Source organism: Bacteroides sp. AM37-9, assembly GCF_003603455.1.
GTDB lineage: Bacteria > Bacteroidota > Bacteroidia > Bacteroidales > Bacteroidaceae > Bacteroides > Bacteroides xylanisolvens.
Genome location: NZ_QTNF01000008.1, coordinates 48,325 through 74,591 on the forward strand (window position 1 = coordinate 48,325; position 26,267 = coordinate 74,591).

At 43.9% G+C, this 26,267-nt stretch carries 16 protein-coding genes; 2 read left to right on the top strand and 14 right to left on the bottom strand.

Features of this window, described 5'->3' with window-relative positions; genetic code table 11:
* Positions 1-11 precede the first annotated feature (11 nt).
* From DW862_RS07690 to DW862_RS07745, 12 genes are all read right to left on the bottom strand, one after another.
* Positions 12-1,547 (bottom strand): RagB/SusD family nutrient uptake outer membrane protein, encoded by a 1,536-nt coding sequence (locus tag DW862_RS07690; RefSeq protein WP_165861895.1) that lies wholly within the window; start codon positions 1,545-1,547, stop codon positions 12-14.
* Positions 1,547-4,552 carry a TonB-dependent receptor gene (locus tag DW862_RS07695; protein ID WP_120067648.1) on the bottom strand — a complete coding sequence of 1,002 codons (3,006 nt, stop codon included), beginning with the start codon at positions 4,550-4,552 and terminating at the stop codon, positions 1,547-1,549. The genes DW862_RS07690 and DW862_RS07695 overlap by 1 nt, the downstream gene beginning before the upstream one ends.
* Positions 4,553-4,762: 210 nt before the next feature.
* Positions 4,763-6,406 (bottom strand): DUF6377 domain-containing protein, encoded by a 1,644-nt coding sequence (locus DW862_RS07700; protein ID WP_120067651.1) that lies wholly within the window; start codon positions 6,404-6,406, stop codon positions 4,763-4,765.
* Positions 6,407-6,529: 123 nt separating this feature from the next.
* A complete protein-coding gene (locus DW862_RS07705) occupies positions 6,530-9,037 on the bottom strand; it encodes a family 20 glycosylhydrolase (protein ID WP_120067653.1) in 2,508 nt (835 codons plus the stop codon).
* A gap of 17 nt (positions 9,038-9,054) precedes the next feature.
* Positions 9,055-9,957 carry a glycerophosphodiester phosphodiesterase family protein gene (locus DW862_RS07710; RefSeq protein ID WP_008023870.1) on the bottom strand — a complete coding sequence of 301 codons (903 nt, stop codon included), beginning with the start codon at positions 9,955-9,957 and terminating at the stop codon, positions 9,055-9,057.
* A 57-nt stretch (positions 9,958-10,014) separates the two neighbouring features.
* Positions 10,015-12,165: a fimbrillin family protein gene (locus DW862_RS07715; protein ID WP_032851618.1), complete on the bottom strand. Its 2,151-nt coding sequence runs from the start codon at positions 12,163-12,165 to the stop codon at positions 10,015-10,017.
* 18 nt (positions 12,166-12,183) lie between these two features.
* Entirely contained in the window at positions 12,184-13,077 is an 894-nt protein-coding gene (locus DW862_RS07720) for a fimbrillin family protein (RefSeq protein ID WP_120067656.1), read from the bottom strand.
* Between the two features lie 19 nt (positions 13,078-13,096).
* Positions 13,097-14,548: a right-handed parallel beta-helix repeat-containing protein gene (locus tag DW862_RS07725; RefSeq protein ID WP_009040961.1), complete on the bottom strand. Its 1,452-nt coding sequence runs from the start codon at positions 14,546-14,548 to the stop codon at positions 13,097-13,099.
* A 55-nt stretch (positions 14,549-14,603) separates the two neighbouring features.
* Positions 14,604-16,379: a RagB/SusD family nutrient uptake outer membrane protein gene (locus DW862_RS07730; protein WP_120067659.1), complete on the bottom strand. Its 1,776-nt coding sequence runs from the start codon at positions 16,377-16,379 to the stop codon at positions 14,604-14,606.
* 13 nt (positions 16,380-16,392) lie between these two features.
* The gene (locus DW862_RS07735; protein WP_120067661.1) at positions 16,393-19,389 is read right to left on the bottom strand and encodes a SusC/RagA family TonB-linked outer membrane protein; all 2,997 of its coding nucleotides are present in this window, start codon (positions 19,387-19,389) and stop codon (positions 16,393-16,395) included.
* Between the two features lie 31 nt (positions 19,390-19,420).
* Positions 19,421-20,593, bottom strand: a complete 1,173-nt coding sequence (locus DW862_RS07740; RefSeq protein WP_118195100.1) for a glycerophosphodiester phosphodiesterase family protein — start codon at positions 20,591-20,593, stop codon at positions 19,421-19,423.
* 219 nt (positions 20,594-20,812) lie between these two features.
* On the bottom strand, positions 20,813-22,462 hold the full coding sequence (locus DW862_RS07745) for a DUF6377 domain-containing protein (RefSeq protein WP_009040959.1): 1,650 nt from the start codon (positions 22,460-22,462) through the stop codon (positions 20,813-20,815).
* A gap of 278 nt (positions 22,463-22,740) precedes the next feature.
* On the opposite strand from DW862_RS07745, the gene DW862_RS07750 reads away from it, so the two are divergent.
* On the top strand, positions 22,741-23,529 hold the full coding sequence (locus tag DW862_RS07750; RefSeq protein ID WP_120067663.1) for an aspartate dehydrogenase domain-containing protein: 789 nt from the start codon (positions 22,741-22,743) through the stop codon (positions 23,527-23,529).
* Here the strand turns inward: DW862_RS07750 and DW862_RS07755 are convergent.
* A complete protein-coding gene (locus DW862_RS07755) occupies positions 23,512-24,396 on the bottom strand; it encodes an NAD(P)-dependent oxidoreductase (protein WP_004309884.1) in 885 nt (294 codons plus the stop codon). The two genes, DW862_RS07750 and DW862_RS07755, sit on opposite strands and share 18 nt — an antisense overlap.
* A gap of 171 nt (positions 24,397-24,567) precedes the next feature.
* Positions 24,568-25,191 (bottom strand): HU family DNA-binding protein, encoded by a 624-nt coding sequence (locus DW862_RS07760; protein ID WP_008023859.1) that lies wholly within the window; start codon positions 25,189-25,191, stop codon positions 24,568-24,570.
* A gap of 394 nt (positions 25,192-25,585) precedes the next feature.
* On the opposite strand from DW862_RS07760, the gene DW862_RS07765 reads away from it, so the two are divergent.
* Positions 25,586-26,152, top strand: a complete 567-nt coding sequence (locus tag DW862_RS07765) for an RNA polymerase sigma factor (RefSeq protein ID WP_008023858.1) — start codon at positions 25,586-25,588, stop codon at positions 26,150-26,152.
* Positions 26,153-26,267: the final 115 nt, after the last annotated feature.

Here is a 26,267-nt window from a genome sequence, read left to right on the forward strand (position 1 = left end):
TTTTAGTTGAATTAATAACCCGGATTCTGGTGAATCTTATCATTCGCGTCGATTACCGACTGCGGAATTGGCAAACGATAAGAGTTCTTATCAAAAGTGTAAATCTGCGCTTTGCGTCCTGAATCCTTAGCATACACTGCATTCATCACCTCTTCTACCTTGTCCAGACGGACCAGATCAAACCATCGTTGTCCCTCAAAAGCCAGTTCTAACCGACGTTCTTTAAGCAAAGCATTCAGCAGGACGTTTTTGTTTGAACGGACAGAGGTGGGAAGTGCTCCCAATTTGGCACGGTCGCGCACTTCATCTATTATATCGGCGGCTCCTTCCAAATCCGGCGTATCCTGCATAATCAGCGCTTCTGCTTTCAGCAACAGGACATCGGCATAACGGTACTTGATGATACTGCTGTTGGCAGAGCGGCATTTATACATGAACGGATAATTATCAGACGGATAATAGTTGCTCCAATTACAATCGTAATAGACTATTGATTCTTTGAAACGGACTTCATCCCCTTCCTGTTTGAAAGCACTAATCAGGTCACGTGACGGAGTCACCCATTTCGCCCACGTGAAATTGTTATTCCAATTCACGAGATCACGCCCGAACATCCATGTACACCAGTTACCTGCTCCGGATGTAAATTGTGCTTCAAGAATCGATTCTTTTGTATTACGCATCTTTGCATCTGTTCCCGCAGCATTCATTCCAAACAAATCACTGAAATCATCTACCAGATCAAAACCGTCTGCTTTCACCTCATCACAATATTGGATAACTTTCGTATAATCACGCAAAGGTTTCTCGGCATATATTTTAGCCAATAAGGTACGAGCTACAGATTTGGAAAACAACGTCTTATTCCCCGGCGTATTGTCCGGAGCATACAATACTGCATCCAACAAATCCTTTTCAATCTGCTGATAAGCTTCAAGTTCCGTATTTTGTTTGGGGAAATATTGTGGATATACCTCATCAATGTTTTCAGAAGTAATATCATCAGCCACCGTTGTAATCACAGGGAAATCACCCCACAGACGTACCATGTCAAACATTACCATGGCACGGAATATCTTCGCTTCTGCTTTGTATTGCGCCCGTTCGGCAGTAGTCAACGAATTATCTGTCACCAGGTCAATATTACAAATGAGTTTATTGGCACGGGCCACATCCTCCAAATAACGGTTCCAGTCACGTTCCAACACAGAATTGGAACCTTCAATCGAGTTATTCTCAAACGGGACAACTTCCGCTCCGGTAGTACCGGCATAAGCATTATCCGAATGGGAGTCTGCAATCAAAAGTAAATCCACATACCAATGTTCCTGACGGTCACGCATTTGATTATAAAGCGTTGTCAGATGACTTTCAACTGCAGCTTTATCCTTGAATACGATTTTTGTACCATCACTTGTCACTCCTTCCGTCACATCCGAATAAGTGTCTAATGGCTCATAATTCAGCGAGCAGGAAGAAAGTCCCAATAGCAAGCCGGAGGTTAATCCGTAAAATATAATTCTTAGTTTCATAATCTTTCCTTTCATTAGAATTCAACATTAATACCAAACACGTATGATCTGCAATGCGGGTAAGTACCCCAATCGATACCTTGTACCGTACCGCTGTTACCCCATTGGTTTACTTCCGGGTCCATTCCCGAATAGCTGGTCCATGTCAGCAGGTTAGTAGCCGTGAAGTAAGGTTGCAAACGGGTAATTCCCCATTTCTTCAACAGTTTACCTTTAACGTTGTAGGATAAGGAAACATCCTTCAATCTTAGATAACTGCCATCTTCTACAAAATAGGTAGAATTGAGCAATTTGAAATTAGCCTTAGGCACGTCTGTTATCTGTCCGGGTATTTTCCAACGATTCAGTACACGGGCCGACTGATTCTTACCATCATACATACCTTCCGTTTCAATACGTGAAGCATTATAAATATCGTTTCCATAAGAACCTTGGATAAAGATACTCAAATTAAAGCCTTTCCATGAAAAGGTATTAGTCATACCATAGGTGAAATCCGGATTCGGATCACCGATATAGGTACGGTCGGAAGATGATATTTTACCGTCATTGTTCAAATCACGATACATCAATTCACCGGTTTCAGGATCTACCCCATCACTTATATAACCGTAGAAACCTCCCAAAGCACGGCCCGGCTCATTACGTACCACATAGTCATTCACCACATCCGCAGTTTTAGCATCGTAATAAACTTTCTGTAATTCCAGTTTTGTCAATTTATTCCGGTTAAAAGAGATATTGAAGTCTGTATCCCATGTAAATGCTCCTCCACGAAGATTTTTCGAACTAATAGAAAGCTCAAAACCCTTATTTACCATTTCACCCTCGTTACGGGCAATAGACGTAGCAGCTGCGGCACCGGCAGGTAATGACACATTCATCAACATGTTTTTGGTCTTCTTATAATAATAGTCGGCATTAAACGTCAACCGTCCATTCAATATGGTCAGATCCAGACCTATATTGGTCTGTGTCGTGGTTTCCCATGTTAAATCAGATGTACGCAAGTTGGCCTGGCTAATGGTAGGAACAGCATTTGCATAATCAGTAGAATCACCTTCGCCGCCTTTCTTAAACCATTCGATACGACCGATATTGTAACGCTGCAAATATGCATAGTCACCAATACCCGACTGGTTACCGGTTTGTCCCCAGCCACCGCGCAATTTTAAATCGTCAATCCATGTCAGGTTCTCCATGAACTTCTCCGAAGAAATACGCCAGGCTGCAGAGAATGAAGGAAATACGCCCCAACGATGATCGGGATGCAATTTAGAAGAACCATCGGCACGAAGATTAGCCGTTACCAGGTATTTACTGTCGAAGTTATAAGCTACACGTCCGAAGAATGACATAATCCCCCATTGAGATGCACCCGTACCTGTATTATCCCAAGATATTTTATTGGCAGCATTCAATGTTTGAATCTGATCGCTACGATAGTGTGAACCGTTGATCCAGCTATTTGAATAGTCTGAATCCGTCCATGACGAACCGGCCATTACTTCCAAGCCATGTTTCTTGAAGTTTTTATTATAAGTCAATACATTATCAAATGTCAGCACTGTGTTCATATTCCGATTGTCCGAAGCCTCACCATACTGATTGCGGCCCCAAGCAGTAGAAATCGGATCAAGAAAAGTGGTATTAACGGCGTTGCGACGGTCAAGAGTAAGAGTAGACTTAAACTTCAGTTCCGGAAATGGAGTCAGCAATATATTACCCGATGCCAACAAGCGGTTTTCTTTGTCTTTGTTATTCTTCGCGCGGGCCATATTTTCTAATGGATTGGTGATATTACCCACTCCATAGAAGTTATTGTAATACTGATTAGGGTTCAAAGCATCCCACACCGGCGCATAAGTCGGTGTATTGATAACAGCCAGAATAACACCACCCCGATTCGAGCCTGTTCCCATTGCTCCGCCTCCATTGCTTGTATAATCTGAATAAGAGATATTAGCACTTACTGTCAGCCATTTACGAACCTGATTTTCCAGATTTACCCGGAAATTGTAACGCTTATAATAAGAGATGTCCAACACTCCTTGTTCTTTGAGGTAACCCGCAGAAAGGTAATATTTCATTTTCTCATTACCATTGGATACAGCTACCTGATAATTTTGAGTCTTTCCGGTCGTATACGTTTCATCAAACCAGTCGGTGCGATCGGGTAATCCGTCCGGCAAAGACACTAGTCCGATTTCATCCTGCAATTCTTTATATTGTGCTGCATTCAGGGATTCTACTTTATCAGCCACTTTGTTCAAACCGAACTGGGCTGTCAAAGAAACTTTGGCATTACCGGATGCACCGGCCTTCGTAGTAATTAGAATGACTCCGTTAGCGGCACGCGAACCGTAGATAGATGCCGATGAAGCATCTTTCAATATCTGCATACTCTCAATATCATTCGGAGAAAGGAATTTGATATTGTCTACAGGCACTCCATCTACTACATACAGCGGATCATTACTACCATTCATTGAAGTAGTACCACGAACACGGATAGACATTTCACCGCCCGGCGTACCGTTAGGCTGAATCACCGAGACACCAGCTGCCTTACCTTGAATGGCCTGCCCTGCCGAAACGATAGGCCGCATATCCAAATCCTTGGTAGATACGGAAGAGATAGCGGTAGTCACATCTTTCCGTTTCACCGAACCATAACCGATGACCACCACTTCATCAAGCACTTCATTATCTTCCTGAAGTGTGATCTTCATCTGGTGGGCTGCCTTTACCTCCTGCGACTTATAACCCACATAAGAGAATATCAAAATGGCGTTTTGCTTAACGTTTAATGTGAAGTTGCCATCTAAATCGGTAATTGCTCCGTTAGACGTACCTTTCTCTTGTACACTAACACCGATTAGCGGTTCTTTTTGAGCATCCAGGACCTGACCGGATGCAGTAATTTGCTGTGCGGATGCACTCAAAGATAAAAACATTGCCAAGATAGCAAAGAAAATCTTGCGACTCCCCGAAAGGATTTTTCGCCTGTTTTTTTTCATGCGTACTAAGTTTTAAAGTTAATAATAAGACGCTCGTCAGCAATGGGCTACTCTCATTACTTTCGAAGCACAGGTCAAAAGTATAAAGAAATTAAAGTGAGCTAACAAGAAGGGGGCAATAAGTGGATCATACAAAACGATAATCCACTTATTTTCACCCATTTACATTCAAAACGTATACCTAAAAAAGTGGTTGATTTACAGTCCGAATTAGCGAATTTTTCGCACTAAATCGTCAAAATCCTCTCTCGATCCACGGGCTTTATTCCTTACTTTCGCCCGATAATTATAAATTGTATTCACCGAATAACGAAGAAACTCCGCAATTTGTGAACTGTCTTCAATACCCAGACGTATCAAAGCAAAGATGCGCAGTTCAGTATTCAATAACTCGCCTTTCTTCGGTAAAATCTGTTCATTTTCCTGTAATAAGTCATTGAATTTTCCCACAAAGTTAGGGAAGAGATGCAAAAAGGCTGTATCAAAGTTTGCATACAATTCTTCCAGCTCTTCGTCAAGAGCATCTTGGGAACGCGTTATCTTTAATAATTCCGCAATTTGTCCGGCAGACACTTTCTTATTCACCATCCGCCGGTAAGCGTCTAAACGGTTGATATAAGTAGAACACAACTTGATGAAACGGGCAATATACTCTTCCTTGATCTGATTGGACTCCGAGAGTTCGATATTGGTAGAAGACAGGCAACTATTCATTTGCCTCAACTCCTCATTCAATCCGTTTAACTGCTTATTAGCTACCTGAAGATGATTTCTTGCATCTGCCAGCTTTTTCATCTGACGGTAGATATATCCCAAAGCTACAATCAACAACACCAACAGTGCAGTGATAAGCAGCAGGTTCTGTTGAAGACGGTCGTTCTGCTTTTCAATCATTGCCTGATAGGTTTTATCAATCAATGAAAGCACGTCAGCACTCTGCCAACTACGCAGACGGGCATTGTAGAACTTGGTCGCATTCCACGAAAAGCGCATATATTGGTACGCACGTTCCATATCACCATCTTCGTAAAGTAGCTGGGCAAGCATCCACAACGAAGCATGGTCCTTAATGGCAGAACGAATATCCGATATAGCAGAAAGACAAAGATTCCGTTTCTCTCCCAAACTATCATTACTGTACTTGTAAATCAAAGAACGATGGTAAGTAGCCATCGCATATTGGGGAGTATATGGTTCTATTTTCGTCAACCGGAGATCATTCACTTTCAGGGCTTCCTCATACTGGCGTTGATCGCGAAATGATGCTTCACGCATCAGCAGGTATTCTTCCGATTCCGGAGGCAATATAGCATATAATGAATCTCTATATGCCTGTGAAATACTCCAATAACGTCCCGAAAGGGTTTTATCCTGTGTATAAACGCCCAACTCGCCATACACATGGTCAAAGCAGGTGTAATAATCGGCTATTAAACGAGGAATGATTTTCCGACTGTCTACCGATTCCAGCACATCAAGAGACTCTTTATACATTCCAGTTGATGATAATAATAGCGAAAGCTGCAACTGACTTTCTATCTTCCGGTCCGTATCACGCAAGCGCTCTGCAATCCGGATATTTTCATTCAAATAGTGGATTGCAGAGTCGCAGATAAAGGCTTTATATTCTTTGTATATCTGACTGTTCAGATTATACTGTTCCGCGGAATTAGGTTCTATTCCGTGTGTCAGTTCTTTAAGGTGCTTGATACGTGATTCACGTTGAGCGACATAAGTCTCATGTTCTTGAATCGTCAAATCAAGCACATTCAACAGTGAGTCCAAGGTCTTATCGGCCCGGGTATATAGTGGAAAAGAGAGAAGTAGAAGAAACAACAAATACCTTTTTTTCATCGGAGTATTAAACTTTAATAGAAGATTACAAGACTAATAAAGACAAATGTAGAGAAAATCTTCGTATTTTAAAGAATAAAACGGCTAGAAATTAAAAGTACATCTATTCTACTATTCCACTAATTACTGCCAATAACAGCTGGTCACACTTTGCTTATCCCTATAAAACAACTTTGCTTTTACAACAGCAGCCTGACAGGCTACGGGAGTCTCCCATAGCTCCGACTCAACCGTCGGTTCAGTCCCATCCGTCGTATAGCGTATCTGTGCTCCTTCGATAGAAGTATTTGCATACAGAAGTCCGTCCCGGATGGTGAGTCCGGGATGAGGCAAACGGAAGTTTACCCCTATCCGGCTCCAATAAGGCATTTCCTTTACACTGATTTTTTCATAGAACAGTGCCAGATCCCGGTCAAAGGTTTGCTGCTCGGCTGCACCGGAAAGGGTTTCCCAATCCGGATGCGCATTCCAGCCACGCTCTACCAGTCCCATCACTTTAGGGAACATATAATATTCTACCCATTGAAATCCTCGAATTGTTTCGGCAAACAGTTGTGCCTGTACCCCTTTTATTTGTTTCCTGCCGGAGGCAGTCAATGTCGTTTTTCCTTTTCCTGCGGAACCAATTTCCACCGGATTGCCCGCCATATCCGTACGTGAAGAACGATAGACATCGAACGGAAGCATGGAGAATGCTTTGGATTCATCCACATATCCTCCCCAGAAATGTCCCGGTTCATCAGGATGAGCATCATAAGCCAAATCCAGATAGAAATTATTCACATTGCAGAGGATGACCGGATAACCGTTATTGGCTATCTGATAAGGTATTTCATCCTCTTTCCATTCCGGAACAGTCTTCCACGAATTGATACCGGCTGCCCGTTGAGATAAATAAGTATGAGTGTCTTTTTGATGCCCCAAAGCCACTTCCTGCCAGCCATTAAAAGACAAATGATGCTGTTGCAGGCAATCAGCTACCCGGGTGATGAAATATTCGGCCAGATCATGCGCCTTTTCCATGCCTTGCTCTTCCATTAACGCCCTACATAAAGGGGAACCCATCCATGCGCCCTTAGCCACTTCATCACCTCCCAAATGGATGGTAGCCAGCGGTGTACCGGCTTCCTTATACATAGCCACTATTTCCTGAATCACCTTTTCCATAAAACGATAAGTGGAGGGCAAGGCTACATTCATAACATTATCCGTATAGGCTTGTGCCGAAACATATCGGGAAGTATCCTGCAAGTCACTCAAAAGATATTCTTCCGCTTTCTCCGGATCGGTATCGATGTATTTCTTATAACGTACATTCATTGCCACAATCGCCGCACGTGCATGGCCGGGGGATTCTATTTCCGGGATGACCTGCACATGTCTTTCCGCCGCATATCGTAATAAATCAATGAATTCCTCCCGGGTATAATAACCATTTCCCGATGTTGCAGCATACGGATCATATCCGCCATCATAAGCCGGATACAACCAGTCCTTTTCATCGGTTGTATGTCCCCGCCGCGAACTGATTGCAGTCAACTCCTCCAATCCCGGAATTTCCAGCCGCCAGCCTTCATCATCCGAGAAATGGAACTGGAGCACATTCAGTTTGTAAGAAGAGAGCATATCAATCAGCTTCTTTAAGTTATCCACCGTTGTATAATTCCGGGCAATATCGAGCATCTGTCCCCGATATAATAAGTCCGGATAATCCTGTATAGACATTGCTTCCAACCGGAACGGGCTTTCCTGCCCTTTCAGCAATCCTAACAGGGTCTGTGTACCATTAAAAACTCCATGTGGAGTAGCGGCACTAATCCTTATTTGCTGACCGTCAATGCACAGTTCATAATATTCCTCATTGACTGCTTTTTTCCTGTCAGAAAGATAGTCCAAGACAATGGTTACCGAGGCTTCCGGCACAATTTCCAATCCATGCCATGCAGTGAGCTTCTCTTTCAACAGTTTTCCTTCATTGGCAAAATCCTCATGGAAAGTCAAAGCAAGTTGTTTCTCCAACACCGTTTCCCCTCCGGTAGCAAGCACCTTTTTTACGGAAGGTATGATATCCGTCATCCGGAACTCCGGAGTATCTGCATTTAGTAAACGAAGATTGGTTTCATACGTCTTCCGTGCAGCCGTCCTTTGCCATTCAGTAACAGGCAATGGAATGGCATGTAACGTCACAGGCAGCGGCTTACCTTTCGATGTCCCCGACTGACTTACCCAATAGCTCCCTTCGGGCGCATGTGAATTCTTCGGCACTTTCCCGTCACACTGGAATATCACTCTCAATGAATCTCCCGGAGCCAGTGAACTAAATCCTTCTCCCGGATATATTTTAAATAGAGTCGCATTTACTTCCTCTACCCTAACCGGCGACGAAGCATCCTGCCGGATCGAACGGGGAAACTGCGAATAATAAATCTCCCAGTCCTTTCCAATAGGAGCATCCGAAACATTCTTCAGTAGAAAAGAATTCTCATAATATTTACCATTTCCATCGTAGCTTCCCATTTCCCAGGTTAAAGCAACCGGAGCTCTCGACTCATTCGCCGACTTACAACTGCCTGCAAGGAGCAGGATGAACAACCATCCCGCTGCCCATAAAGAAAACTTTATATCGTTCATAAATTTAGTCTTAGTGATTAGTCATGCCATCCTTTACTTCTCAAATAATCGAGCATAAAAGCCGGACTGTCTGTTTGGAGGATTCTTGCCCCCAACTTGTTTATCAGATACCCATAACTTGCGTCCGGATCTTTCCTAGCAGCCTCATCATCATGTCCTCCTGCCAGAGAAGCCCACAAAGTGTTATACCAAATCAGACTTTTCCCTGCCAGCCTGCGTTCCATCCGGGCAGGCACCGGACTTGCAACATTCCGGTAACACAACTCAAAAGCAACCGGATGCAACTGTTCCATATAGTCCTCGACCACCTTCATCGATTTCTCCTCATCAATCGTTACGACGGGCATATAGATTACCTTATCCAGATAAGAACCGAACTCCCGCTTCACCGTCTCCACGGGTTGGGCACCTTTCATTATCACTAAATCTGCAGTATCGGTTTTCTTCAATATCACATATACATCATCAAAAATGCTGTAAGCCTTATCCAGGTTAACCATTATCTGGCCTTTGGCAGCCAGCAAAGCTTCTTCCAAAGTAGGGACAGTATGTTCCGTCAGCCGGCCGTCTTTATCTTTCAACCGAAGTTGCTTTATTTCAGCCAATGTCTTATCTTTTACTTTTCCTGTACCATTGGTGGTGCGATCTACCGTATCATCATGCATCAGTACCAGCTGACCATCTTTCGTCTTACGGATATCAATCTCTACAATGTCCACTTTCATCCGAATAGCACTATCGATAGCCGCCAGGGAGTTTTCGGGGGCAATACTCCAATTTCCACGGTGCGCCACCACCAATACTTTGTCCAGGCACGGATTCAATACATCCTTGCGGATGGCCTCCGCCCGTTGTGCAGCCAGGAAACCTGGCTGCAAACAGAAAAGTAACAAAAGCACTATAAACCTGCTTTTCTTCATATCTATCATTATTTAATCTTTCTGCTCAATTTTGTTCAACTACCTATTGCCTCACTGCTACAACCCGGCATCATAAGCACCAGCCTGCATCTTGTTGACATTACGGGCAACTCCTCGTTGGTCTACTCCAAAGCCGTTTTCACCCACCCAATTGATAAATTGCTGTCCCACAGTTGCGTCGAAAGATTTCACCGCATCAATTACAGCCTGTTTCGTTGCAAATTCATCAATAGTACCGGTTACCGTCCATTGGTAAACACCATCGGTCAAAGTTGCGGCGGGAAGAGTTTGGGATGAATAGTCCGTGTCCGTAGAAACAGCTCCCCAACCTGCATCCGCAGCCTGATATACATTATATCCACCGGAAGTAATATTACCTGCATAAATCGTCCTGCTTCCGGCTCCTTTAGCAAACAATGAATTTACCACTGTAGAAGCCCTGCCCCCTGCACGGAACACACCGTTCGGATTACCTGAATTACCAACAATGGTAGTATTGGCAAGCATAAAATAGGCATCTCCATTGACTGTGATACTATTTCCTCCAGTAGCGGTGGTACCAAGTACGGTTACATTATTCATGCAGACATATCCGTTTCCGGCATGAATGGCAGTTCCCCAAGCGGTCGGTGCATAATTTTCATGCAACAAGCAGTTGTTCATAAACAGAAAGCTGTTTGCTGCGGTGGTAGTGATGGCTCCTCCCCGCCCTGTCGCCTTGTTATTCACCATCTCTACATCATTTAGCAAGACTCTTCCCTTTGATACTTTAACGGCTGCTCCACCATCTGTTCCACCATCACTTCCGCGATTGAAGTTCTTGATGACACAATTATTCAGTTGCAGGGTTGCATCACCTCCACCTGCCGCAACAAATACGGCACGGACACTTCCTGCATCGTTCAATCCATATTGTCCGTTGAAAGTACAACCGTCGAAAATAATATTTGTCTGATTGCCCAGCACTAATAAAGAGTTGGATGTCGCAAACGCTCCACTACCGGTATTTCTGACAAAAGCAGTCGTATATTTACTAATGTCACGCTTCGTCAAATCCGTTCCCGTACTTGAAGGATCATATCCGCCTTCAATCGTTATTTCCACTTGCTTGCTATAACCGCTATATTCTATCTTCACGCCGGAATTTTCTTTCGCCATCTCATAAGAGCCTGCAGCTACATAAATCTTCTTGCCATCCAGTTTGACTGCATTAGCGTTGGAGATGTCACTGTTACCATTCGTTTGTAACAAGTTGCGCAACGCATCCACTCCCATAGCATTGTCCCAATCCATACCGGTTGCGTTTCCGGCAGGCTGTTCTTTTACGTAATAAGCCGCAAGCTGCAATTCTTCTACATCTCCTCCCGACAAAGTACCGCTATCCCACGGAGAAACAATGGGTTCACTAATACTTATAATCGAGCCTTCCACTTTCAACGTGAATTCATAACACTTTGCGGGCTTCAATTCCGGAATACCGGGTAATACCAAATCTTCTCCCAAATAATTCAAAGAGACAAAGGTAGCGGTGGTTCCGGCTTTTCCGGGAGCTACGATGGCAGTATAAGTACAACCGTTCTGTCCTGCCTTACCACCTTTGGGAACTGTAATGAACGGTGATATCAAAGAAGTGCCCGATACCACTTCACCATTCGTGTATCCCTGATAAGAACCGATCTTTACTCCCTGCACCTTGCCTTGTCCGCCTACATCTGCAAGCGTCATAATCACTTTTGCCATTTTCCGGTTCATACCCAAACGAAGAATACGGGAACCATCATCTGTTGCATTCTCCACAGTACATGTCATATAGTCGGCTTTGGCCAGGTTTTCCAGACGTTGCTGGTTGGTGGGAAGTGTAAAGTTGGCCGTACTGGCTCCGCTCACCACCGGATAGAAAGCCGAGTAAGTCACCGGCTCCGCACCCCACCTTAAATAATAGTTATCCGTCGGTATCCATTTTCCTTCCGAGAGTACATAACTCAAATACCCATCCTCACAACTTAACTGAATCTCATCACCCTCATTAAATTGTTTCTGCTGATCTCCCGCCGCACCGGGATTACTGCGGGTAAAGGCAGTATTAATAGAGGCTTCAATCCGGATAGCACCGGAATCTTCACCGTACATAGCTATATTCTTATCTGTATCACAGGCCGCCATACTCGTCAGTAAATACGCAGCCAATATCAGTTTTGTAATCTTCATCGTTTATCTCCTCCTTCTTTAATTCCGGTCGATAAGTTGCCCGGTTGCCCAATTTCTGGCCATTTTAGCAGCCAGTCGGACTGTTGTGTTTACATTGAGAGTTAAGGTATGTTCCACTCCTTTTTCCAGTTCAATGGGCTCTTTTGCAGTCCAGATATACAGTTTCCCGTCATAGCTGAAATTGACAGAGAAGCCCTCTGCTATTTTTTGAGGAGGCAGGATACATTCGCAAGATTCCGTCCCTTTATAGGGAGCCACAGTTGCCACTACTGCATCCGCCGCAGGAACAACTACCGGAGCCGCTGCTGACAAATCACAAGTGGCATTGACAACAGCCCCATTGATAGCCATATCTCCTAACTTACTCATGGAAGCATCCGTCGTACCATTGACCGTGATTTTTATAATCAACTTACTCATGGCATGATTCAAAGAGATTTTCAGTTTCCCATCTGCCGTTAAATCCTGCTCCGGGTCAACTGTCGCTTTCATCAACAGGAAATCAGAGGATTTCACATTTTCTTCGGTAGACTGGTTGGTTAACGCATTGACCGTCAACGAAGCGTCCGGAGTGGCTTCACTCATAAATGGCGCATACGCTATCATCGTCACAGGTGTTCTTTCTGCATCCCAAAGCATCTGTTGACCGTCAGACGTACTCCATGCACTGCCGGAACCAACCATTTGTTTATGATAGTTATAAGCAGCATTTTCGCTGTTCCGGATCATTAATCCGAAACGTTCCAGATTCATGGCGTCATACCCTGCACGCGACAGAGGTTCATTCACTTCGGTAATGACGCGGATGACATGATCTTCGGGGAAACTGCCCATTGATAGTAACTCATCCTCGTTGTTTGAGCATCCGGCTAGTGCGATACCCAAAGCTATTATATAAAATATCTTCTTCATGTTACAGTCGTTTTAGAGTTTAATTTGTCAGAACCGCATCATAAGCACCGGCTTGCATCTTGTTCGCATTACGAGTCACTCCGCGTTGGTCTATACCGAAAGCATCTTCACCGACCCATTCCACAAACACTTCTCCCAAATCAGCAATAGGCGAAGTCACCGGATTAAAACTTTTCGCAACTTCTATCACCGCCTGTTTGGTAGCATATCCTTTTACCGAACCAATCTGATTGAGATCCCACACATACACTCCCTTTTCATTCAGCATGCCATTCACCGGATTGGGATAAGCCGTGTCGGACGCACTCATCGTTATTCCCGTCACGCGCTGATACACATTATATCCCTTCGAAAAGGCTTCAAAGTTACTGCCATTCAGATTAAAGCTCGGAGCCGAAGGATTTTCAGAGATCAACAGGTTATTAATAAACTTCGTATCACCACCGGCACCTGTCTCACAACGTACCGCTCCATGACTATCGCTCGCATTTCCAATGATTGTATTATTGGTCAGCAGGATACTTCCTCCTCCGTTCAGAGCGGCACCTGTCCCCATATTATCTATCAGCGTGGTATTGTTAATACAGATATGTCCTTCCGACATCTGAATACCATTTCCCCACGAACCGTTATGAGAATTGCCTTTCAACAGACAACCATTCATAAACACCACCGCTGTCTTGCTACTACAACGAACAGCGCCTCCACGACCGACAGCCTTATTATCCAGCAAGTTCACCTTATTCAGCCGCACCTGTCCCGACAAGACAAAGACTGCCGGACCACCCTGCTTGGCAGAAGTCGTTACTGCTGACGTACAATCTCTAATCACGCAATCGGTCAACTCGATGGAAGTATCACCAACACCGCCGCTCACGTAAATTCCACTACCACATTCGGTTGTACTGGCATCCGCTTCAGACACATATCCATATTGGAAAGTAACTCCCTCAATGACAATATGCCCTTTCTTCACCAATAGCAAACCACAGTCACCGGCATCCGCCTGTTTATTTCCGTTCACATCGCCGCTGATAACAGTCACATACGCATCTATATCACGTGCCGAAACATCGGTCCCTTCGCTAAACTGACTATATCCGCCCTTAATCGCCTTTATATTCTTACGAACGATTACACCAAGTCCACTTTCTTCGGACATGACATATTTCCCCTGACTCATGTAAATCGTACTCTTGGACAGATCGACAGAACCGCTCAACAACTTACGGAAGCCAGCCACATCCAACGCCTGTTCCCAGGAACTACCATCCATTTCCCCTTCACCGAATTGAGTCACGAAGTAACTCTCCAGTCCTTTCTGCATAATCACTTCTTCGTCCAGATCATCGTCGTAGTCGGTCATCATCGGCGGGTCTATCATCTCATAGTCTTCCTGGCATCCCTGTGCCAACAGGAGAATGAAAGCCAGCATACATAGCTTCGATATTATGAATAAACTATTTTTCATTTTCTTTCTTTTTTAACTTGTACATTAGATAAGAATAATCACAAATTCACCGATTTCACCGGGCAATATCCGGATAACCGGGATTCTGTTTCAGGTATTCATTCTGTTCTAGTTGTGTCTGCGACAAGGGGAACAGTTCATAATGATTGTCCGCATCCCGTGGTTTGTCCCACCATGCTTCCTGATACCTGCCGAAACGAATTAAGTCTGTACGACGACGGCTTTCCGCCAGAAATTCCCGTCCCCACTCATCCAGCATTTCTTTCTGATCGAGTACTACGTTGCCTTCCGGCTGGTAAGCGATATTCGCTGTAAAGTTTTCGTAGTTGCGCTTACGCACGCTGTTCAGCAATTTGCCAGCCTCACCTGCTTGTCCGAGACGGAGAAGGGCTTCAGCTTGAGAATAAATAATCTCTGCCAAACGAATCTCTGTATAGTCGGACTCAATATAATAACCTCCGGTAAACGGATAGAAAGGATACTTCACACAGTAAAGTCCGGAATTGAAGTCACCATTACCCAATTTAGATTCCTTATAAGCCGGATTAGAGATATAACCTGACTCTGCATTTCCCTCAAATCGTCCGACCTGGTCACGCAAATAAATCACATATTGATTATCCGGGTTCTTGGCATATCCTCCACTGACAGCGGAGTTGGCAATCTTACCTTCGAGAAAAAACATACCTTCGCGGGTATTGTTACCGGTGTTTACATATTGCTTATAACGTATGTCTCCCTGATATTTGGCAAACTTCCGGGTAACCATTCCTAATCCATAGTCGAACAGTTCGCGTGGCTGCTGATTGTCATAGCTCGGTGAAAGCGCGTATTTCGGATTCCGTTCGCCGTTTCCCTCTATTTTCAGGTAATACGCACTACCATAAGGCAAACCACGTCCGTAAACCGTTCTTCTGTCATTTTGCAGATGCCAGCTGGTCAGCCCGTAAGAACCGGGAAAACCGAAGATCACCTCATTGCACATTTCATTGTTCCAGTCGAAAGGTTCATACCAGTTATCCGCAATCGCATAATATCCGAACTCTCCTCCCGTGATACGTTTACACATATCGATACATTCCTGCCATTTCGCCTGACCGATCCATACCTCCGCATTCAGATAAAGACGCACCAATAATGATGCCGCAGCAGCTTTCGTGAACTGTCCCTGTTGGCTACCATTCCCGGATTGTCCACTCTTGGAGGGCAAGGCCGCCAGACAGTAATCTTTCAATTCACTCTCGATGAAATCGAACATGATTTGCGGAGAGACTTGCTTCCGATTTTCCGGCAGTTCGTTCACAGCCTGGTCTGATGTAGTGGTGAGAATACAGTTGCGATGGGTATTCAACAGACGGAGATAACCCCAGGCACGCATACAGCGCAACTGCGCTTTAAAACTTTCAAATTCACTGTCACTCAAACCATAATTGGACGGATTCAATTGGTTCAAGTCGTCCAATACCATATTGCATTGGCCAATACCTACATAAAAGTTTTCCCATTCGCTCAACCAGTCGCCCTGATTGATATCATCATATTGATGACGGTGATACATTTCCCACAAACCTCCATCGTACCACCAAGTGCCACGAGTGGGAGTAATCAACTGGTCTGCGGGAAGTTCCTCGTTCTCATGACGTATCCAGATACAGCAATACATGTGCTCAAAGGGACGGAAAACGGCGTTGATAACATCCTGTTTCGTGTTATAATAGTTCTTGGACATCACCTGGTCATACACCGTTTCCGACAGATCCGTACAAGACGGTAAGCCTAACACTGTGCCCGCCATCATACTTAATCCTATGATATATTTTGTTATTTTCATAATGGTTCTTTTTTTAAAAACTAACTTGTAAACCTAAAATAAACTGGAAGGCAGACGGATAATAGTTGTATCCTCCTCCGAAAGTACCCGGTGTCAGTCCGTTCACTTCGTAGGTAGAAGGGTCTACACCGGTGAACTTCGTGAATGTATAAAGATTGTTGGCTGTGCCGAACAAACGTATCTTTTCAATATACTTCTTATTCAGGTTCATCGTATATCCTAAAGTGATGTTGTCTATCTTCAGGTAATCCCCCGGTTCGATGAAATAGTCGGTTATCACATTCTTACCCGTCGTGATATGCGCATTCTTCGAATAGGCGGTAGTCAACTGGTTGGTACTCATACTCTGCAAGCCAAAATAGAAATCGTGCACATTGAATAGGTCAAACCCGGCAGCACCGCGGAGGGCAACAGTCAAGTCGAAATTCTTGTAAGTGAAGTTGTGCGTCATAGAACCGGTGAATTTCGGCAAACCGTTTCCGGTCACTGCCTTGTCTTCTTCCGTACCCTGCGCAACAGGAATCACATTTCCTTTCTTGTCATAAATCAGCCAGTCACCTTTTTTGTCCACTCCCGCATAACGGTAGGTGAAGTAGTTGCCGATACGTTCGCCTTCTTCAATCCGCTGCAAATATCCTGGATTGTTGGGATTCGCCATATTACACGTGGAGTAATATTTCTGCCCCTTGTACACATCATTGGAGAAGCTGACAAACTTATTGTTATTAGTGGCTCCCACTAAAGTGAAACTATAAGTGAAATCCTTTGTCCGGACAGCATTTACAGTTATATCAAGCTCGAAACCGGTATTGCGCAATGTACCCACATTGGCATAGATGGTAGAGAACAAATTGGGCGGAACCGATACGGAATAGCTACCGAGCAAATCGCTTTGTTTACGGTGGAAATAGTTAAATGAACCGGTCACTTTGTGTTTGAAGAGCGAGAAGTCCAAACCGATATTCTGATTGTGCCCTTTCTCCCAACGGAGTTCCGAGTTGACATTCTTACTCGGTCCCCATACATGGAAGTTGTTGCCGCCATACTGATACCAGCCATAGGCTCTATAGGTTGCCAAAGACTGGTAGTTACCTATTTCCTGATTACCTGTCACCCCATAGTCATAACGCACTTTCAAGTCGTCAATCCATGAGAATCCTTTCATAAACTTCTCATCCGAGATACGCCAGCCGACAGATACCGCCGGGAAATTACCCCATTTATGATTCTCACCAAAGCGGGAGGAACCTTCGTGGCGTAAAGAGAAAGTGAACAAATAGCGCTCTTTCCAATCGTAATTGACACGTCCGAAGAAGCTGATTAATTTATGGTCATTTTTATAAGAGCTCATCATGGTTTTTCCTTCTTTGGCTGCTTCCAGACCGGAGCCCAGATTATTGTACGTCAATCCGTCGGAAGAGAAGTCCCAGTTCTCGGCTCCCATACCCGAACTTACCCCATAATTGTAGCTATAACCTACCATTGCACGGATTTGATGATCCTTGATGCGTGTAGAGAAGTTGGTCACCCATTCGAGATTGTTGTTAGTGTTTTTATCAAAGTCACGGCTCGCTTTTCCGGCAACACCCGAATTGACATTGGGACCATAAGTAGACGGAATGAACCATCCGTTGAACTTATCCACCTGATACTGTGAAACAGTAACCTGTGATTTCAAGACCATGTTCGGATTATTAGGATTGAACAACGGCAACAAATTAACGGCAGCAGTAGCATTCCATTCCAGCAATTTAATCTCTGTACCATTCTCTTCCTCATTCAATTGTTCAACAATATTCGAGCTGTCGCCTCCGGACGGAAAACGATAGTATCCGTTAGCTGATTCAGGATCATAAACCGGCATTGTCGGATTATTCTTGATGACACTGCCATAGACACTGGCTGACTTATTCCGGTCGATGACACGGGGAGTCATGTTAGCCGCAAAGGTAAACAGGCCGTCTTTCGTTGTGTGGCTGATGGTAGCACGCGCACCATATTCCCGACGGTCGGAACGCAAGTCGATTCCCTGCGCTTTTCGATAATCGGCTGTTACGCGATAATTAGTTCTCGCATTACCTCCGGAGAAGGTCAACGTGTGCATGTGTGTCACTCCCAAACGGGTAACGGCATCAAACCAATCCGTACTGGCTCCCATATCGGAAAGTGGATTAGAAACCGTGCGGTAAGCACGATATTCTTCCGCATTCATAATGTCCAGCTCTTTCTTTGCTTTATTGAAGGTGACGGCAGCGCTGTAAGTCGTATGCACTTCCCCGTCACGGGTTCCTTTTTTCAGATTCACAAGGATCACACCGTTGCTACCCCGTGTACCGTAGATAGCGGAAGCGGCACCGTCTTTCAACACATCGATCGATTCAATATCGGCGGGATTGATATTCGTCATATCACCTCCCGGCACTCCGTCTACAACAATCAACGGGCCCAGCCCGGCATTACGCGAAGATATACCACGAATCTGGATACTTCCCGTACTGTTCGGATCGGCCAAAGCCGTATTGGAAACAGATACACTGGATACTTTTCCCTGCAACAGCATGGAAGCATCGAGACTGGAGATTTGATTCAGGTCTTTCGCACCGACATGCGAAATAGCCGAGGTCATTTCTTTCCGTTTCATCGTACCATAACCCACCACTACCACTTCATTCAACGCTGTGGATTCTTCTTTCAACACGATTTTCAATGACTGCCGGTCTTTGATAGCCACCTCTTGTGTCTCATAACCGATATAAGAGATTTTTAAACGTCCGTTCTGCGGAGCATTCACCTGGAATTTACCGTCGATATTGGTGATGGTGCCTTGTTTCGTCTCTACAACTACCACCGAAGCTCCGATGACAGGTTCCCCCTTTTCGTCGATCACCGTACCGGATATTTTACGTTCCTGCTGCACTTCTAAGGAAGCTCCTCTTGCCTGGATACCGGAAAACAGCATCAGCAATATACCTAACAGACAGGTACACGTTTTGAAATGAATATTTCTCATAAATAGATGATTTTTATATTAGATGATAAAGTTAACGAAGCCCTCTTGCCTGTAATGCCGGAATCAACAAGTCCGGTAAGTCCGTCTGTATCATACATACCATCGGATAGATTTGCAAGAGTTCATTCAGATAATCCTCGTTCAGTGTCCATTCGGATACGCTACTGCCACTTGTCGGAAGCATATTTACCGTAGCAAGCATTCCGTCATTGATTGAACTTCCCAAAGGAGTGCTTTTCCCGTTTGTCAGGTAACTGTATTGCACAAAGTAATTACCCGGCAGCCCTATCATCGGTTTATGACTTCCTGTCCATGTATACACATGTGCTTTAGGAGTAATACCCAATACTTCTTCCGCTTTCTGCGCACTGTTACAATAGAAGAATACAGATTCCATCATATCCAGCTTCATCACGATATCCACCACCTGCTGCGAAGTAGCCGTGCGCGGAGAGTAGTCGAGGTTGTAATAGATTCTACCGCGTCCTGCTTTCAGAAACTCTTCCAGAGTAGGCATTTTTTCATCAGTCACCCGGCCATTCCGGTCTTTCAGGTTGTACTTCTGTAATTCTGCATAGGTCATTTTTGTGATGTCGCCTGTGCCATCCGTAGTGGCATTAATGGTTTGGTCATGGCATACCACTACCACTCCGTCGCTTGTCACATGAGTATCACACTCGATCACTTCCGCGCCCGAATCAATGGCATCTTCTACGGAAGAGACTGAATTTTCGGGAACAGTCCTGTCCGACGTGTGCGCCCGGTGTGTCATGACCCATACTTTTTTGTTGTCCGGCTCTCTGAATTGCTTCATCGCCTCCGTCAGTGCCAACAGATTATAGATACGGATTCTCTTCTGCACCTCATACTGACCTGCTGTAACATGCAATGTGTAGTCGCCACTTTGGGTATAGGCATAAGTGATAGGGGTAGCAGCTTTTCCTTCCTTGACCGTCCCGTCACCAAAATCGACAGTAATATCGGTATTTCCATCAATGTTGTTGAATTTGACCTCCACCACTTCTTTCAGCAGGGCACGGGTACTTACTTGCAGGTAAGGATTCTTTTTCACAGGATCATCGTCAGAGCAAGCGTTGCAAACTATTCCCAATAGAATAGCCCAACAGCATAACCAGCTTATCGGCTGGCGTTTTGTTCTTCTTCCTTTTTCCGGAACAAAAAAATGCAGTAATTCATTTTTCATTTGTATTTCTATAAAGGTTAATAAAAAAAGAAACTCCCGAAGGCGGAACCTGTTCGTTCCGTTCGGTTATGACAAAAATAGAGGGAAATGCCCCGATAAAAAATAGCAAAGGGAATATAAGTGGAAATCTACAATTCTCTCAAAGAAATAACCACTTGATTATTAATATCTTATTTCTAAATAAGCTCACATTAAAAGGTAGATTGGGCACAGATTTTATTAACGGATTTTTGCCACCAAATCTTCAAAATCGTCTCGTGAAACACGTGCTTTTGTTTTTACTCTCGAACGGTAATTATAGATTGTATTCACTGAGTAATGCAGAAGTTCCGCAATCTGCGAACTGTCTTTTATTCCCAAACGTATCAAAGCAAAAATACGCAGTTCGGTATTCAGTAATTCATCCGGTTTCAAAACGATTTGTTCTTCCGGCAATAATAAGGCATTGAGAGATTCCACGAAATTAGGAAAGAGATGCAGGAAAGCGGAATCAAAGTTCGCATATAATTCTTGCACTTCAACGGTTACAATGTCATTGCTAAGATGTGTCATCTTGAGCAATTCTGCCACTTGTCCGCGTTGCAGTTTCTTGTTTACCAGCTTTCTGTACGCTTGCAAACGGTCTACATATACAGAGCACAGTTTGAAGAAACGGGCAATATAGGCTTCTTTAATGAGATTGGACTCGGAAAGCTCGAGATTGGTGGAACGAAGATGACGGTTCACTTCTTCGAGTTCTTCATTTAACGAGAAAAGCCGTTCGTTTACTTCCTGCAATCCTTTTTTCGCGATGGAAAGGGCTTTCATCTGCCGGTAGATATAGATTAATGCGATCACCAACAGTAATGCCAACAAGGCTACGCACGCAATATAGATCAGTAATTCCCGGTTCTGTTGCTTGATAATATCCTGATAATTCCCGTTTATCATAGAAAGCGGGGTGATATTCATCCAGCTCCGCAACCGCGTTTTATAGAATTGTGATATTTCCCATGAGAAATTGATATAGTCATAGGCACGTTTCAAATCTCCTTTTCTATTCAGTTCTTGTGCCAGTACCATCAAAGAAGATTGCTCCTTAATGGCGGAACGCACATCTGAAATGGCTGAAAGCACCAGATAATACAAATGCTCGTCTTTCTTGCCCATGCTCTCAAAAAGGCGGAAACGCTGATAGGCTACCAGTGCATATTGAGGCGTTCCGAAAGAAGATTCCGCAAGCCGACGGTCACTGAATTCAAGAGCCTCATCGTATTTTCCGGCTTCTCTTAATTGCGTCTCACGCAACCACAGGTATGTAGCCGAGGACGGATCTAAAGTGACCTGCATCGAATCACGGTAGGCATGGCTCAATTTTGCATAGCGGGAAGCAAACATCTTATATCGGGGTTGTGCCGCTCCTGCTTCGAAATATACATGCTCGTAACAAGTATAGTAATATCCCAAAAGTGACGATGGCAATGTCTGACGATCAATCGAGTTAAGTATATCCGCTGCTTCCATATACATTCCGATAGAGGATAACAGATAGGATAGTTCCAATTGAATGTTAAGTTCCCGCTCTTTGTCATTCAACTGGCGAGCCAGCAGCATATTTTCATTCAGATAGTGGAGTGCGGAATCGGAACTGTATGCTTTATATTCAAGATAAATATCATTATTCAGATGATAGCGTTCGACAGAAACGGGAGGTGTCTTTCGTGCTTCTTTTTTCAGTTCATGGAGTTTGTTCTCTTTGATCTGTACATAAATATCGGCTTCCTTAATCGTTTTATCAAGCACATTCAACAATGAATCCAGGCTTTCACCAGCAAAAGCCGAATAACAGGAAAAGAAGAGCAAAAAGCAGAGTAGACAGTTCTTTTTCATTGGGCGGATAGACTTTAGTGAGTATGAGATGATAGAGATTAACCGGACAAATGTAGAGAAAATCTTCGTAACCTAACTATAAATGGCTCATAAATTAAAGGAACAAACAGACTATTATAAAGAAAAAACAGAAGCCAGACAGAGTATATGTTACATTATTATTAATAAAAATGAGTCTTACTCTATCAGACAAATCCATTCCCAGATACAGACCTGATGAAAATAAATACCATATTACCAATCCAAGCTCTTACCAATAAAAGTATTATCTTTGTTGCATGAAAAAATTAGTCATTGTAGGATGTGGACGACTTGCAGGAATCGTTGCGGATGCAGTTGTCAAAGGCTTATTACCAGATTATGACTTGGTAGGTGTCTATTCGCGTACGGCTTCAAAAACAGCGCACATCGTTCATAAAATGCAGCAACATGGCAAGCCCTGCATTGCTTGCGCCACATTGGAAGAGTTATTAGCATTAAAACCAGATTATCTGGTGGAATCGGCCTCTCCTGCCGCTATGCGGGAATTGGCTTTGCCGGCATTGAGAAAGGGAACCTCTGTCATTACCTTGTCTATCGGTGCTTTGGCAGACGAGACATTCTATCAGGAAGTGACAGAAACAGCCAAGGCAAATGGTACACGAATCTATATCGCATCCGGAGCTACCGGTGGATTCGATGTTTTAAGAACTGCCTCTCTGATGGGAAATACGACGGCCCGCTTCTTCAATGAAAAAGGTCCTAACGGACTCAAAGGAACTCCCGTTTATGATGATTCCTTGCAAACGGAGCAACGTACTGTTTTCTCCGGAAGTGCTGCGGAAGCTATTCGCCTCTTTCCAACCAAAGTGAATGTTACAGTTGCCGCCTCACGAGCTTCTGTCGGTCCGGAGAACATGCAGGTATCCATACAATCTACCCCCGGATTTGTGGGAGATACGCAAAGGGTAGAAATCAAAAATGACCAGGTGCATGCCGTAGTAGACATTTATAGTGCTACATCGGATATTGCAGGGTGGTCAGTAGTGAGCACCCTGATTAATATCACATCACCCATTGTATTCTGACAGATTGGCCAATACTTTTGCGCTCAGGCGGTCAAACGCCTGACGCGTGCGGCCAGTAGACACCTGCATACAACGTACATGCGGATGATTGAGCAGTTGCTCACTCCCCAACGCGCCTATCGTGTCACAAAAACAAAGGTTGTCACCTTCCAGCCATTCAGCGAAAGCTGCCTCATCCCATGCCGGCGACAAACCGGTATTGAATAAGATTTTCCGATTACCCATCTGCCTGAATTCCTCTTCATGCAGCAGAACCGTATTTTTATTAAGGCAACAGCAAATGACTTCACTCTCTGCAAGGAGTTTCTCCAACGGCAAAAAGCAATATCCTTTGGCAGTAGCCGCTTCTTTCTCACTGCGGGCATAATATGAAATATCAGCACCAAAGAACTTCAAAGCGTCCGCTATCATGCCGCCCGACTTACCCAATCCGACTATTCCGACTTTTAAGCCGGTGATCTCACGAGGTAACTCCTCCCACGATTCCTGCCCGAAGCCATGCAAACAGCGCACCAACTCACTGACGACATATTCTACCACTCCCTCATCACCATAATCCCGGATACCTGTTACCGTGATACCCCGTTCATTGGCATAGCGAATATCGACATTCGCACTTTCGGGAGAATAGAGCGAGCAACACATTCCAATGTATTTCACATTCAGACAACATTCAAGTACATACCGGTTGATACGGGAGGTATAACTCAAAAGCACCGCATCGGCATCTCCGATACGGGCAATGATTTCATCATCACTCGCGGGTACATCAGGATACATCACCACCTGACCGGCAAATGAATACAACGCTTTTTCGGCCGACGGAACCAGACTGACCGGCTCTATAGCTACAAGTTTCTGAAACATCGTTTTTTTATTTTAGAAGTATTATAAAAACAAACATACACGGTTACCGGATTAGCAACCCAACATGGGCGCTAAGATACAAATTTCTAGCCATAATATCATTTAATGATGGACGATAACAGTATGTTTTAGACACACGAACGCAAGTTAAACATATCCAATCAGAGTTCACTACTCGCCATCCGGTTCCTTTCGTGGCAGTGCTATAAAATGCATCTGATTACCCCGTCCCTCCCGCTTGATAATGCCTTCGGCCGCAAAAGATTTAAGATCGTCCAATGCAGTATTCTTCAAACGCCCGGTAAGTTCTGTATAAGTGGTTCTTGTGATGAAGCCATGCTCTCCGATATATTGCAGGACGAGTTTCTTCAGGTTCTCCCTGTCCCACTTACGCGAAGTATTGAAATCGACACACTTTCTGCGCTCCAAATCTCCGCGAATACCTACACGCATACTCTTGGAAGCACGGAAATTCACCCCGTTGAAAGCTACGGATTCAGAACGAATATCATTCTTATTTGCTACCAATCGGGAAGCTTTCACTTTGGCTGAAAAGAAACCGAACTCTCCCAATTCAACGCGGTATCCTTCACCCAGATATTGCAATACATCCTCTTTCAGTTCTATAAGGATACCTTCTATCACTCCTTCCTTAAATCCGGTTCTCTTAGCAACGCCACGGATCAATCGTTCTGCCGGAATCGTTCCACTGTAGACAATGTCGGCATACATTGTTTCCGTTTCTCCTTCCTTAGTAGTCAAGGCAGGCTTCTTCTTTAAATTGTAAAAGGCCATAATCTTATTATTATATTTAAGACTTTTCAGTGCAGAGAATAAAGATTTTCAGTGCAGAGATTTATCATAGTTTATGCACTCGGGTAGTTGTCCAGTTGTAACGGGACAATAGTCACCTTATAGAAAAACAAATATCACCTTATAAAGTGATATTTATCACTGCATAAGATGACCACTTGTCTTTGCAAGGGTAAAAAACAGTAAAGATACAAAATTAATTAGCGGAAAGCAAGAGACGGTACAATAAAGCTCAATATATGATTGTAATATGATTGCAAAATAAAATTCATCTGCCAACTACCGGACATCGGTTTCTCTTTATTTATTCACATAGATTTGTTTATTTCTAAATTATTTCAGTACATTTGCCTGACCTACTTCTATTACAGAAAGGATGAAAATAGACGAAATACAGTGCATAAAAGAACTACGCAACGGCTCTTACCAGGCTTTTACCCAGATTTATGAAGCCTACGCCGACCGACTTTACAGCTTTGTTCTTAAACAACTAAAAAATCGTTCCCTGGCACAAGATATTGTTCAGGATACCTTTTTACGCCTATGGGACAACCGTAGCCAACTGAATAGCTTTGGCAACCTGCAAGCCTTTATTTTCACTATTGCCAAACATCAGGTAATCGATTATTTCCGCAAACAAGTCAACGAACTACAATTCGAAGACTTTATGGAGTATTGCGAGAACCAAGAGAGCGATGTATCTCCAGAAGACCTATTATTGTATGATGAATTCCTGCAACAACTGAAGAAATCAAAGAATATTCTGTCACAACGGGAACGAGAGATTTATGAACTAAGCAGAGAAAAACATATTCCAGTCAAACAGATTGCCGAGCAACTGGAGCTTTCCGAGCAAACAGTAAAGAACTATCTGACTTCCGCTCTGAAGATCCTTCGCAGCGAAATAATGAAATATAATATTCTCTTTATTTTCTTCTTATAATATCGTCACTGCAACACATCACAAGGGGAAGGCAATAATATCTTCTCCCACAAAAAAGATCTCTATCTGATTTTTATGTTATAAAACACAAAGAAATCATAGTACTCTCTTATTC